At 50.2% G+C, this 13,453-nt stretch carries 10 protein-coding genes; all 10 read left to right on the top strand.

Features of this window, described 5'->3' with window-relative positions; translation table 11 throughout:
* The first annotated feature begins 22 nt into the window (after positions 1 to 22).
* The 10 genes from yqeC to ACOCLE_RS23095 all read left to right on the top strand — a co-directional run bounded on the left by yqeC (position 23) and on the right by ACOCLE_RS23095 (position 13,144).
* Positions 23 to 838: a selenium cofactor biosynthesis protein YqeC gene (yqeC, locus tag ACOCLE_RS23140; protein WP_419534432.1), complete on the top strand. Its 816-nt coding sequence runs from the start codon at positions 23 to 25 to the stop codon at positions 836 to 838.
* 15 nt (positions 839 to 853) lie between these two features.
* Positions 854 to 2,479 (top strand): selenium-dependent molybdenum cofactor biosynthesis protein YqeB, encoded by a 1,626-nt coding sequence (gene yqeB, locus ACOCLE_RS23135; protein WP_419534431.1) that lies wholly within the window; start codon positions 854 to 856, stop codon positions 2,477 to 2,479.
* A gap of 380 nt (positions 2,480 to 2,859) precedes the next feature.
* Entirely contained in the window at positions 2,860 to 3,441 is a 582-nt protein-coding gene (locus tag ACOCLE_RS23130; protein WP_139117216.1) for a coiled-coil domain-containing protein, read from the top strand.
* Between the two features lie 491 nt (positions 3,442 to 3,932).
* Positions 3,933 to 5,123, top strand: a complete 1,191-nt coding sequence (ygeW, locus tag ACOCLE_RS23125) for a knotted carbamoyltransferase YgeW (protein WP_066013970.1) — start codon at positions 3,933 to 3,935, stop codon at positions 5,121 to 5,123.
* A gap of 121 nt (positions 5,124 to 5,244) precedes the next feature.
* Complete coding sequence (dpaL, locus tag ACOCLE_RS23120; RefSeq protein ID WP_066013971.1) at positions 5,245 to 6,438, top strand: diaminopropionate ammonia-lyase; 1,194 nt, start codon at positions 5,245 to 5,247, stop codon at positions 6,436 to 6,438.
* A gap of 97 nt (positions 6,439 to 6,535) precedes the next feature.
* Positions 6,536 to 7,762, top strand: a complete 1,227-nt coding sequence (locus ACOCLE_RS23115) for a YgeY family selenium metabolism-linked hydrolase (RefSeq protein WP_066013972.1) — start codon at positions 6,536 to 6,538, stop codon at positions 7,760 to 7,762.
* Positions 7,763 to 7,832: 70 nt separating this feature from the next.
* Complete coding sequence (gene hydA / locus ACOCLE_RS23110; protein ID WP_419534430.1) at positions 7,833 to 9,272, top strand: dihydropyrimidinase; 1,440 nt, start codon at positions 7,833 to 7,835, stop codon at positions 9,270 to 9,272.
* A 134-nt stretch (positions 9,273 to 9,406) separates the two neighbouring features.
* Entirely contained in the window at positions 9,407 to 11,686 is a 2,280-nt protein-coding gene (gene xdhA, locus ACOCLE_RS23105) for a xanthine dehydrogenase subunit XdhA (protein WP_419534429.1), read from the top strand.
* A gap of 37 nt (positions 11,687 to 11,723) precedes the next feature.
* Positions 11,724 to 12,599, top strand: a complete 876-nt coding sequence (gene xdhB / locus ACOCLE_RS23100) for a xanthine dehydrogenase subunit XdhB (protein WP_419534428.1) — start codon at positions 11,724 to 11,726, stop codon at positions 12,597 to 12,599.
* The gene (locus tag ACOCLE_RS23095) at positions 12,596 to 13,144 is read left to right on the top strand and encodes a (2Fe-2S)-binding protein (RefSeq protein ID WP_419534427.1); all 549 of its coding nucleotides are present in this window, start codon (positions 12,596 to 12,598) and stop codon (positions 13,142 to 13,144) included. The genes xdhB and ACOCLE_RS23095 overlap by 4 nt, the downstream gene beginning before the upstream one ends.
* Positions 13,145 to 13,453: the final 309 nt, after the last annotated feature.

The following is a 13,453-nucleotide window of genomic DNA, read 5'->3' as shown; positions in this document are numbered from 1 at the left end:
CATCGATTCAAGGGAGAATGTCATGTTCAAGTTTCCAGGTAGCCTGTCATGGATAAACCCGGAAGAAGACCGCATTATTGCGGCAACCGGGGCCGGAGGAAAGACCAGCTGCCTGGAATACCTTGCGCTTCAGTTCAAGCAGTTGGGACACAGAGTACTGCTGACCACGACGACACGAATTTTCCGGCCTTCTCAAACTGGCTTTGGTCAATATATAGACCGACTGATTGAAAGTAATGTTCTTGAACAGGCAGGAATCGAACCCAAGGCGTCATCAATCACGTTAGCAGGCTTCCCAGACGAGAACCCTGAAAAACTGAAGGGACTGTCTCTCGCAGATATCCAGCAACTGATCGAACTTGATATATACGACAACATCCTTATAGAGGCCGATGGTTCCAGACAGCGGCCATTAAAAGCCCCCAGAGATGATGAACCAGTTCTGCCTGACGACTGCCAGATCATTATAGGTGTGACCGGCTGGAATGGTATCTCTAATCCTGTCAGCCCACAGAATATTCACCGCTGGGAACAGTTCGTCAATATTACCGGGTTGTCTGAAGGTGAAAGACCAACCCCCAGAACCCTGTTTCCACTACTTAATGACAAGCACGGCCTTTTCAAAAATGCACCAGCCAGCGCACGCAAGGTCTGGCTAATCAATCAGGTAGACCAGCTTTCAGACCGCACATGTGCCAGAGAATTTATCGCATCGGTGCAATCCCTTTCACCACCACTTCATCACTATGTCATTAGCAGTTTCCGGAGCCAGTCAGCCCCATTTGTAGAGGGTATCACCTGGAAAACTGAATCATCTGAGAATAATCATTTAATTTGATAATGGGGGAAACCAATGAACATTTTTGCAGAAGCGGCTCGACTCTATGAACAGAATACCCCTTTTGCTTTAGCCTCAATTATAGAAACCAAAGGGTCTGCTCCCCGTCATGATGCCATACTGCTCATTCAGGAAGATGGCCGGACCCAGGGCACCATTGGTGGCGGTATGATTGAGCGGCATGTGATCAGTGAAGCCATTGATGCATTAAAGGAAGGTCGCTCAAGAGTGGTAAAAGGCAGTATGTCCAGAACCGGCAAAGATGCCATGGATATGGATTGCGGTGGCACTATGACCGTCCATATTGATGTACAGGGTATTCGCCCGGATATGCTGTTAATCGGTGGAGGTCATGTGAACCGCGCGGTGGCCAAGCTGGCATCCGAGCTGGGTTACCGGATTACCGTTGCAGACTCATGGGAACCCAACCTGAATGCAAAGCTGTTTCCACCCAATACTCAACTTATTCTGGGAGAGACTATTCAGGATGCCATCGACCAGGTGACCATTCGAGACAATACACAGGTCATCATTGCAACCAACCATGAAGACACGACCGCATTACCAGCCATTCTTAAAAGTCCTGCCCGTCATATCGGCCAACTGGCCAGTCGTCGCAAGGTAGAAACGCTTCATAATAAATGTCTGGAACTCGGAATCAGCGAAACACGTTTTCAAGAGGTTCGCACCCCGGTAGGTCTGGATATTGGAGCAGAAAGCCCGGAAGAAATTGCGGTGAGTATTATGGGAGAAATTCTGGCACTTTCCCGTGGCAAGACATTGAGAAAAAGTGGCGGGAAGCCAGCAATACTCTCTTCTGTAACCAATGGTCATGATAATCTTGTGATCATCCGGGGTGCTGGTGACCTGGCATCCGGTACTGCCGTCAAACTGCATAACAGTGGCTATAAAGTGGTCATGCTGGATCTGCCAAAACCAACGGTGATTCGTACCAATGTTTCTTTCGCTGGTGCTCTATTGAACGAAAGTGGTCAGATAACCGTTGAGGGCATCACTGCACAAAAAGCCCGGTCCGTTGCTGATGCACTGAGAATTATCAATAACGGTCGTATCCCGATCATGGTCGATCCGGATGGCCAGACACTCCGTCAGTTTAAACCGGCGGTACTGGTTGATGGCATTCTGGCCAAGCAAAACCTGGGGACGCATCGGAAAATGGCACCGGTGACCATTGCGCTTGGCCCTGGATTCAATGCGGGACAGGATGTTGATGCCGTCATTGAGACCTGCCGGGGTCATAACCTGGCCAGAGTCATTTACCAGGGAGAAGCTGAACCCAATACCGGAAAGCCTGGCACTATCATGGGCTACGCAGAAGAGCGAGTATTACGGGCCCCCTGTGCCGGTCAAGTTATCCCAGAAGTAGCCATTGGTGAGCTGGTTGAAGAAGGACAGATCGTTGCAAACATCAGTACAGAGATTGGAAACCAGCCGGTGATTACCCGGATTGGAGGTAAGGTTCGGGGTATGATCAGCACAGGATCTGAAGTCCCTCCAGGATTCAAAATTGGTGATATTGACCCACGAGGAGCCAGTGTTGATCATACAACAATTTCTGATAAAGCCCGTGCTATTGCCGGTGGGGTTCTGGAAGCGATACTGAAACTTTCAATACCTTGAGATTACTTTTTGAACCATGGAGGTCACAACGTTCACAGTGGAAATGCAAACGCTTTCTTTGTGCTCTTCGTGATCTCCGTGGTTCAATCAGTGCATGCAGAACATGTAGACATACTCAATTTAATCCAAACCCCCATTCCACTATAAAGCCCCCTTTTTATTTCTCTCATCAATAAAACCGATGACATTCTGAAGCTCTGCTATGCTGATCATGCAGTCAGTGCACAGCTGTATCTATAAAACTGCCATCACCTGAATACCAGGTTGAAAAATAGCACTCGCTTTTTTACAAAAATTTTTAATACGAGTGCTTTATGGCTGTCTAAATACAAAATGTTTAAACACAAGGCTTTGTAACACAACAAAAGACAGGTAGCTGTATGTCGCTAGAAACAAGAGTTGAGATGCTGGAGAAACAACACCAGTCCCTCTACAACACGATTCATGGCCTGGTGAAAGCGATGGCGGATATCAAACACATCGCGCTTAAAAACCAGCATGAAATCATTGGCGTCAAAGTCAACATGTCTGGGATTCAGGCTGAAGTTACCGGCGTTAAGGAAGATGTCTCGGAGCTGGCTCAGGCCACATTGTCCGGTTTTGAGCGTACCAGTGAGTTAATGGATAACACCCACAAGATTCTGGATGATATCAGCGAGCATCTGGACACCATTAATGGTCGGCTGGATGAAACCAATAAACTGGTCGATGGTACCCATGAGCGTGTTGATGAAACCTATGAACGGTTAAACGAGACGAATGAACGTCTCGGTGAAAACAATGAACGACTTGACGAAGCCAATGAACGGCTGGATGAAAACAATGAGCGACTCAGCAGTACCAATGAATGGCTTGGTGGCATTAACCAACGCCTTGAAGGTGTGGAGAGTCAGGTAAAAGAGGTTCGAAAAGACATTCTCACTCTTGGTCAGATGATCAAGCATCGTCTACCAGAAAAGTAATTTTTCGACCTCCCTTGTTGGCACATCTGGCAGGTACCTTAGGTTTTGTTGACATAAGCCCTGCCTCATTTAACCAAACTACTGTCACTTTGATTATCAACGCACTTTAAAATTATCAAACTGATAGATCAAAACGAACCTGTCGCATCTTTGGGGCTGATAAAAATTTGCTTCAAGTCATTTTTTTATTTTCTGCCAGCCTCACCTCTATTAACTTACTTTTTAACCAGTCGTCCAAAACCCTCAGTTATCAATGGCTGCAGGATAATAACGAACAGAACACATCGAACTCCATCCCTGTTTTTCCTTTTCTCACAGCATCCTCACAAAAGTTGGCACGTAAGTTGGCTATTAAAAGATACCAGTTAGCCATCTGACTGATTTACCAGGGTCGCCTCTTCAACTGCGCCAGACTCAGTCAAACAACAACCCCAGATCCGATAGCACTGTCTTCGCTCAAAGGGTCTGATATTCAGAAAAAAGGAAATACCGTGAGCAATTTCGACCAGTTACTTCAAGATATCAAGGCACTGAACACCAAACTGCATAGCAAAGACTTTCTCCTGACCTGGGAACAGTCTACCGATGAATTGAAGCAGGTATTGAAAGTAGCAGAAGGCCTGCGCCTGCTGCGCAACGAAAACATCTCTACCAAAGTTTTCGACAGCGGCCTCGGTGTTTCCCTGTTCCGTGATAACTCTACCCGTACCCGTTTCTCCTTCACCTCCGCCTGTAACATGCTGGGTCTGGCGATCCAGGATCTGGATGAAGGTAAGTCCCAGATTGCTCACGGCGAAACCGTTCGTGAAACCGCCAACATGATCTCTTTCTGCGCTGACGTAATCGGTATCCGTGATGACATGTACCTGGGCTATGGTAACCAGTACATGCGTGAAGTGGGCTCAGCTCTGGACTTCGGCAAGGAAAACGGTGTTCTGGCTCAACGTCCTGGCATGGTAAACCTGCAGTGTGATATCGACCACCCAACCCAGAGCATGGCTGACCTGGCATGGCTGATCGAGCATTTTGGCAGTCTGGAAAATCTGAAAGGCAAGAAGATTGCCATGACCTGGGCTTACTCTCCAAGCTACGGCAAGCCTCTCTCCGTACCACAGGGCATCATCGGCCTGATGACCCGCTTCGGTATGGATGTCACTCTGGCTCACCCAGAAGGCTATGACCTGATTCCTGAAGTCGTTGAAACTGCGGGTCGCCAGGCAGCAGAAAGTGGCGGCAGCTTCACTCAGGTAAGCACCATGGCTGAAGCCTTCAAGGATGCTGATATTGTTTATCCTAAGTCCTGGGCACCTTACCACGTCATGGGTCGTCGTACTGACCTGCTGAAAGCTGGCGACCACGCTGGTCTTAAGACTCTGGAACAGGAATGCCTGGCTCAGAACGCTCTGCACAAAGACTGGCACTGCACCGAAGAAATGATGAAGCATACCCGCAACGGTGAAGCGCTTTACATGCACTGCCTGCCTGCAGACATCACCGGCGTTTCCTGCAAGGAAGGAGAGGTAACTGAAGGTGTATTCAACAAGTACCTGATCGACACCTACAAAGAAGCTGGCTGGAAGCCTTACATCATCGCTTCCATGATCCTCAACCGCCGCTTTGCCAACCCAGACGTAGTGCTGGAAAACCTGATGAAGAAAGGCGCCCGTCGCGTTGACGCCTGATTAAGGGTTATATGAATAACCACAAAGTCACAGAGACACTAAGGAAAAGAAACAATCTTTGTGGCTTCGTGACTTTGTGGTGAAAAAGCTTTTTGGCATATAGCGGCTTAGGGGGCATCTGATGTCAGAATTCAGTTTATCCATAAAACAGGAGCCTAACCGCTTCTTTAACGGTGAATCTTCACCACTCTTCAGTACCGAAGTGGCCAGAATAGCCCGTGAATTCCACCAGCGAATTCCTGGTTATGAACCAACACCACTTCGCTCTCTTGACCAGCTGGCTCACCAGCTTGGCCTGAAAAAAATTCTGGTCAAAGACGAATCCTATCGTTTCGGCCTGAACGCATTCAAAGTGCTCGGTGGCTCTTACGCCATTGGCAAGTGCGTCAGTAATAAACTGGGTATTCCACTTGAAGAATTCAGCTTTGACAGCCTGAAAGGACAAGAGCCCATTACCTTTGCCACTGCGACGGATGGAAACCACGGCCGAGGTGTGGCCTGGGCTGCCATGCAACTTGGCCAGAATGCCGTTGTTTACATGCCCAAGGGTGCTGCCAAAGAGCGTGTAGAAAACATCCGTCGTTTAGGTGCCGAGTGCATTGTTACCGACCTGAATTACGACGATGCCGTACGCCTTGCCTGCAAGAATGCCGACGAGAATGGCTGGCTGATGGTTCAGGACACGGCTTGGGAAGGTTATACCGAAATCCCGACCTGGATCATGCAGGGTTACATGACCATGGCTGATGAAGCTGTTGAGCAAATGCAGACTATGGGCATTGATCGACCTACTCATACGATTTTGCAGGCCGGTGTAGGCGCCATGGCCGGTGGTGTTCTCGGCTATTTGGCCAACCGTTTTGGGGCTGACCGCTTTACCGGCATTACCGCCGAACCTCATCAAGCGGACTGTATTTATAAGTCTGGCTGCAGTGGCGAAGGTTCTGCCGTCAATGTTACCGGGGATCTGGATACCATCATGGTCGGCCTGGCCTGCGGTGAGCCAAACCCACTGGGCTGGGAAGTCCTGAGAAACTGCAGCCGTCACTTCATGTCTGTAGAAGACCGTACCGCAGCCCTGGGCATGCGCATCCAGGCCAGCCCATTGCCTGGCGATGAACGGATTATCGCGGGTGAATCCGGCGCTATTGGTGTCGGCACACTTTACGCCATCGCACACCACCCTGATGGCAAAGCCATCATGAAAGATCTGGGACTTGACCAGAACTCTGTTGTCCTGCTGTTCAATACCGAGGGTGATACTGACCCGGTTAATTACCAGGACGTGGTCTGGGAAGGCAAATACGGCATCTGATCAATCAATTTTTTAAACAGAAAAAACCGGCAGTGCAGCAGTGGATTCATTCGTTCAATCCTTCACTGCATCGCCCGCTAACAAAGGATAGATAACCATGAGCAGTGAACTGAAAATCCCCTTCGCAGAAATTCTCAAAAAAGCCGAAGAGTACAAGCCAGATATGACCCGTTTCCTGCGGGACATGATCGCTATTCCCAGTGAATCCTGTGATGAAGAGAAAGTAGTACTTCGCATCAAGGAAGAAATGGAAAAGGTTGGCTTTGATAAGGTAGACATCGATCCACAGGGTAACGTGCTTGGCTATATCGGTCATGGTAAGCACATTATTGCCATGGACGCTCATATCGACACCGTCGGTGTGGGTAACCTGAGCAACTGGACCTTCGACCCTTATGAAGGCTACGAAGATGAAGAAACCATCGGTGGTCGTGGCGCATCTGACCAGGAAGGCGGTATGGCTTCCATGGTTTACGCCGGTAAGATCATCAAGGACCTCGGCCTTGAAGACGACTACACACTGGTAGTGACCGGTACCGTTCAGGAAGAAGACTGCGATGGTCTGTGCTGGCAGTACATCATCAATGAAACCGGACTGCGTCCTGAGTTTGTTGTCAGCACCGAACCTACTGACTGCAACATTTACCGCGGCCAGCGCGGTCGTATGGAAATCCGTGTAGATGTCAGCGGTGTCAGCTGTCATGGCTCTGCACCAGAGCGTGGTGACAACGCCATCTTCAAGATGGGCCCAATCCTGAACGAGATCAAAGAACTGGCTGACAATCTGGGCGATGATGAGTTCCTGGGCAAGGGTACACTGACGGTTTCTGAAGTGTTCTTCACCTCTCCAAGCCGCTGCGCCGTTGCAGATAGCTGTGCTATCTCCATCGACCGTCGTCTGACCTGGGGCGAAACCTGGGAAGGTGCTCTGGAAGAGATCCGTGCATTACCTGCCGTTCAGGCAGCGGATGCCAAGGTTTCCATGTACAACTATGACCGTCCAGCATACACCGGTCTGGTTTATGAAACCGAGTGCTACTTCCCTGCATGGGTACTGCCAGAAGATCACCTGGTCACCAAAGTTACCAGTGACTGCTTCGAGCTCCTCTTCGACAAGAAGCCTCTGGTGGACAAGTGGACGTTCTCTACCAACGGCGTTTCCATCATGGGCCGTTATGGTATCCCGGTTGTTGGTTTTGGTCCTGGTAAAGAGCCAGAAGCTCATGCTCCAGACGAGAAGACCTGGAAAGACCATCTGGTTAAGTGTGCTGCCATGTATGCTGCTATTCCTGGCATGTACCTGCATAACCTGGAAGAAAAATAAGCAAAACCAGTAAACCCCTCGCTCTCATGCTTTTCGTGAGAGCGAGCTGATAACAAAAAGGTACGGGACCATGAACGTCCTTATAAAAAATGCAACGCTGGTGAATGCCGATACCAGTGAGCGGGCGGACCTGTTGACCCGTGACGGTATCATTGAGCGTATTGCCCCGAATATTGAATTACCTGAAGACCCTTCTGTCGAAATCATTAACGCCGCCGGTCACTATGTCATACCTGGCGGCGTTGACGTTCATACTCACCTGAATATTGATGTAGGTATCGCCCAGAGCTGCGATGACTTTTACAGCGGCACGGTGTCAGCAGCCTGCGGTGGAACCACCACGATTGTTGACCATATGGGTTTTGGCCCCGCCGGATGCTCCCTGCACCATCAGCTTGAACGTTACCACGCATTTGCCCGTGACAAGGCCGTTATTGATTACAGTTTTCACGGCACCATCCAGCATATAGACGACAGTATACTTGAAGAAATGGAGTCCATGGTGCTGGAAGAAGGAATCTCCAGCTTCAAACTCTACCTGACCTATGGTTACAAACTGGATGACAGTCAGGTTCTTGCAGCACTGGAACGTTTAAACCAGCTGAATGCCCTCACCTGCGTTCACCCTGAAAACGACGGAGCTATCCGCTTCCTGAAAGAAAAGGTTCTCGCCCAGGGTTCCAATGCCCCCATTTATCACGCCTTGAGCCGTCCACCAGAGTGTGAGGCCGAAGCAGTGGGTCGCATGATCAACCTCGCCACACTGGCAGGCGATGCACCGATCTATATCGTTCACCTTTCCAACGGCATTGGTCTGGAATACATCCGTCAGGCACATCAGCGAGGACAGGCGGTCTTTGCGGAAACCTGCCCCCAGTACCTGTCACTGGATATCAATAAATACAACAGCTCCACCGGTGAGAATGGTGCAGCTGAACACCCTTATGATGAAGGGTTGAAATACATCATGAGCCCTCCCCTGCGTGACAGCTACCACCAGAATCAACTCTGGCAGGGGGTAATGGACGGAACCATCAGTACGGTAGCTACCGATCATTGCGCGTTCACCATGTCACAGAAACGCGCGGGGCGGGATGGCTTCCAATATTGCCCTAATGGTATTCCCGGCGTTGAAAACCGTGTGCCCCTGCTCTTCTCTGAAGGGGTGATGAAAGACCGTATTTCCATCAACCATTTTGTTGAACTGGTCAGTACACGCCCTGCCCAGTTGTTTGGGCTCTACCCACGCAAAGGCCTGATCGCAGAGGGAGCCGATGCTGATCTGGTAATTATTGATCCAAATAGAGAGGTAACACTCAGCCAGCGACTGATGCATGGTCGCTCTGATTACTGCCCATATGAGGGTATGAAAATGCAGGGCTATCCGATCATGACCCTGTCCAGAGGCGAAATTATTGTGCGGGATGGCCACTTTACCGGTAAGCCGGGTCATGGACAGTTCCTGCATCGCCAACCGTTGAATGAATGCTTCCGTTACTGGGAAAAGTGATTTCGGCAGGCATTTTTTGAACCACAAAGAGCACGAAGCTTTTTAAAAATAGGCCTTCGTGATCTTTGTGGTTCAGCGCTTTTTTGTCACGCGTCAACACCGATCTACTTTTGTGGAAACAATAGGAATCAACCATGTCTGTCGGACTCTCACAGGAGCGCCTGGATGCCAAAGCCAAGGTAACCGGCCGCTGTCGTTTTACTGGTGATCTGGCTCTTCCCGGTACACGCATTGCCAAATATCTTCACAGCAACATAGCTCACGGCAGGGTGGTTGATATTGATACCACTGAAGCCCTTGCCATAACCGGTGTTGAAGCCTTTTTCACCTTTGCGGATATTCCCAGGATACCCTTTGCCACCGCCGGTCATGCTTTTAACCTTGACCCGGCAGCAAGGGATAAGGAAGACCGTCTCCTGCTGACAGACTATGTCCGTTACCACGGTGATGAAATTGCCATTGTCGTCGCGGTCGATGGTTTGACGGCCAGCAAGGCACTGAAAAAAATCAAGGTCACTTATGAAGAGTATCCAGCCATTCTGAATCATGATCAGGCGCTGGATGAGAAGGCCACAGAGTTACACAATGGCAGTGGAAACCGCGTCGGCGAGCATAATTATCAATGTGGTGATGTTCAGGCTGCTATTGCTGCAGCCGATCACTCTCTGACGGGGCAGTTCCAGACCCAGATGGTTCAGCACTGTCACATGGAAAACCACATTGCCTGGGCCTATATGGACGACACTGACCATATTGTGGTCATGTCATCCACCCAGATTCCCCACATCTGCCGCCGAATTGTCAGCCAGGCTCTGGATATTCCCATGAGCACCGTTCAGGTGATCAAACCTGCTATTGGGGGGGGCTTTGGTAACAAGCAGGATGTCGTGCTTGAGCCGATGGTTGCTTTCCTGACGAAAAAATTAGGCGGCATTCCAGTGATGCTGGAACTGACCCGTGAGGAGTGCCTGAGCAGTACCCGAATTCGTCACCCATTCCGGGTGAATGTGGAATGTGCAGTGAATAATGATGGCGCACTCAAAGCCCTGACCATGGATGTTTCTTCCAATACCGGTGGCTATGCCTCTCATGGCCATTCCATTGCCAAAGCGGCCGGTTCCAAAGTCGTTCCTCTTTACCCCAATGCAGCGCTCTCCTATCAGGCAATCACTCACTACTCCAACCTGCCATCTGCAGGTGCCATGCGTGGCTATGGCTCACCCCAGCTGGTTTATGCCGTTGAGTCCATGATGGAAGAGGCTGCCAGAAAGGTTGGTATGGACAGCATTGATTTCCGCCTTAAGAATGCTGCACAGACTGGAGATATCAACCCTCTGACTGGCAAGGTCATTGAGAGCGCGGGTATTCGTGAATGTCTGGCAAAAGGCCGTGAGACATTTGGCTGGGATCAGAAAAAGCAGGATCACCAGACATTCAAGACAGGAAACATACGACGAGGACTGGGTGTTGCGTGTTTCTCATACGGCAGCGGAACCTACCCTGCATCCGTAGAAATTGCCGGCGCTCGGATGATTCTGAATCAGGATGGCCGGGTCACCGTTCAAATCGGTGCTACCGAAATTGGCCAGGGCTCAGATACCGTTATTGCCCAGATGGCTGCGGAGAAACTGGGTATCCCCGTCTCTGCCATTCGCCTGGTGTCCACCCAGGATACTGACACGACACCCTTTGACCCGGGATCCTTTGCCTCAAGACAGACCTATATTGTCTGCCAGGCCGTAGCAGAGACCGGTGATCTTCTCAGGCAGCGTATCCTCGAGTATGCCAGTACCATGCTTGAGCTGCCTGTTGATCAGCTGACCATCTCTGGAGATGCGGTACTCAATCGTGATGAAACAGTCCGCCTCTCCTTAAACGAGCTGGCCCTTGATGCTTACTATCACAAAACCCGCGGACAGCAGTTAACCGCTGAAGTTTCCCGAAAGGTGACCACGAACGCCTATTCCTATGGCTGCACCCTGGTGGAAGTGGAAGTGGATATTGCCCTCTGCCAGGTGTCGATCCTTGGCATTCGCAACGTTCATGACTCTGGCAAAATCATCAACCCTGACCTGGCTGCTGGACAGGTTTATGGTGGTGTCGGCATGGGTATTTCCGGAGCCCTCAGTGAAGAGCTGCTGGCAGACCCGGAAACCGGCTGGATCTACAACAATAACCTGCTGGATTACAAAATCGCTACCATGATGGATGCTCCAGACATCAGCTGTGACTTTGTTGAAACCCATGAGCCGACAGCCGCCTTTGGTAACAAATCCCTGGGTGAGCCTCCTCTGCTTTCCGTTGCGCCGGCCATTCGCAATGCCATTCTGGATGCGACGGGTGTTGCCATGAACCAGCTGCCCATGTCTCCCAAGGCATTATTCACCGCATTCCGTGATGCAGAGTTAATTTAGGGCAGCCTTGAGCGCTATATAAAGGTGGAGAGAAAGCATGTTCCCCATTGATCACTATCATCGAGCCAGCAGCATTGAACACGCCTGTCACCTGTTGGCCGAAAACCCCGGCAGCAAACTGATTGCCGGGGGAACCGATGTACTTATAAGACTGAGGGAAGGTAAATCCGGTTTTAGCTCTCTTGTGGATATCCATGACCTGGACGAACTGACCTGGATCACCCACACCCCGGATGGTGCACTTCAGATCGGCTCCGGGGTGACGTTTACCCGGCTGATTAACTTCCTCAAGAATGATGGGCTGCTGCCCGCCCTGGTGGAAGGCTCCTCCTCAATTGGAGGTCCCCAGTTGCGTAATATGGCGACCCTGGGTGGCAATATCTGCAATGGCGCACCCAGTGGCGACAGCGCCGCCCCTCTGCTGGTGTTTGATGCCAGAGTCACCCTGCAAAGCCACAGGGGAACACGGGAAGTGCCCGTTGAAGAGTTCTACGCAGGCCCGGGTAAAGTTCATATTGAGGATGATGAGATGGTGACCCGCTTCACTATCAATCCTGAAAGTCATCAACATACCGGCAGTCATTTTTATAAATACGCCATGCGTAAAGCGATGGATATTGCCACTATCGGCTGTGCTGCTGCCTGTAAACTGGAAGATAACCGCATCGAAAGCCTGCGCCTGGCCTACACGGTCGCAGCCCCAGTACCCAAGCGCTGCCGAGTGCTTGAAGAACAAGTTATTGGACAGCCGGTTTCCAGAAAGCTGATTGCAGATATTGCCTCCATGGTGCTTGAAGAGCTCTCGCCCAGAAACTCCTGGCGGGCCAGTAAGGATTTTCGCGAACACATCATCCGTACGCTCGCTGACAGAGTGATCAGCGAAGCCATGATTCGGGCTGGAGGCCAGCTATGAAACAGATTATTCAATGCCAGCTGAATGGAAAACCGGTGGAACTGGTCATCGATGTTCGTCAGTCATTGCTTGAAGCATTGAGAGATCACGGTCTGACCGGATGCAAGGAAGGCTGTGGTGTTGGCGAATGTGGAGCCTGTACGGTACTGATTGATGAAGTGCCTGTTGATAGCTGTATTACCCTGGCGATCAGGGCTGAAGGCAGGGAGATACGTACCATTGAAGGAGAAAGCGTCAATGGCGAGCTATCTCCGGTGCAACAGGCCTATGTGGATGCCGGAGCCGTGCAGTGCGGCTTCTGTACCCCCGGACTGGTGATGAAAACCACTTCTTATGTAGAGGGGCTTGCTCAATCTGCCGGGGGCTGCTGTCAGAGTGGCAGTAACGGCATCAACCGTGATGATATTCGCAGGGAGCACGCAGGTAACCTCTGTCGTTGCACAGGTTATCAGACGGTGGTGGACGCAGTAGAGAAGAGCATTCAGTACTGTGGTAGTGGGCAGAAACCCACTTCAACAACTGATACTAAATTATCTAAATGGTAATAAAAACATAGAAAGTTCTGTCGGGTTCTTTATTTGAATCTGGCGGGAACTTTCTGAGAACCTTCCGCTCTTTAACTAGGATTCATAAAACTTAATATCACATCATAAGTTTACCATATCATGAACTCCACACCTCCATCATCATTGAATACTTCTATAAACCAACTTTCCCGTAATTTATCTAGACTAAATGGGGAAGCTGTTGCACAGGCACGCAACTTTGGGCATCGTATAGTATCAGTCGAAACGTTTGGACCAACTCAGATTAAAGCCAATACAAAGTGCTATTTACCACCAACAAACAATCAA

It is taken from the genome of Endozoicomonas sp. (genome assembly GCF_965196975.1).
In the GTDB taxonomy this organism is placed as follows: Bacteria; Pseudomonadota; Gammaproteobacteria; order Pseudomonadales; family Endozoicomonadaceae; genus Endozoicomonas.
This window is presented reverse-complemented; position numbering and strand designations above follow the sequence as displayed.

What these genes read in the sequence shown, in the direction of transcription:
- ACOCLE_RS23095 (WP_419534427.1), top strand. Translation starts at nt 12,596, where the DNA reads ATGAAACAGATTATTCAATGCCAGCTGAATGGAAAACCGGTGGAACTG.
- dpaL (WP_066013971.1), top strand. Translation starts at nt 5,245, where the DNA reads ATGTCAGAATTCAGTTTATCCATAAAACAGGAGCCTAACCGCTTCTTT.
- yqeC (WP_419534432.1), top strand. Translation starts at nt 23, where the DNA reads ATGTTCAAGTTTCCAGGTAGCCTGTCATGGATAAACCCGGAAGAAGAC.
- ACOCLE_RS23130 (WP_139117216.1), top strand. Translation starts at nt 2,860, where the DNA reads ATGTCGCTAGAAACAAGAGTTGAGATGCTGGAGAAACAACACCAGTCC.
- hydA (WP_419534430.1), top strand. Translation starts at nt 7,833, where the DNA reads ATGAACGTCCTTATAAAAAATGCAACGCTGGTGAATGCCGATACCAGT.
- xdhB (WP_419534428.1), top strand. Translation starts at nt 11,724, where the DNA reads ATGTTCCCCATTGATCACTATCATCGAGCCAGCAGCATTGAACACGCC.
- xdhA (WP_419534429.1), top strand. Translation starts at nt 9,407, where the DNA reads ATGTCTGTCGGACTCTCACAGGAGCGCCTGGATGCCAAAGCCAAGGTA.
- ACOCLE_RS23115 (WP_066013972.1), top strand. Translation starts at nt 6,536, where the DNA reads ATGAGCAGTGAACTGAAAATCCCCTTCGCAGAAATTCTCAAAAAAGCC.
- yqeB (WP_419534431.1), top strand. Translation starts at nt 854, where the DNA reads ATGAACATTTTTGCAGAAGCGGCTCGACTCTATGAACAGAATACCCCT.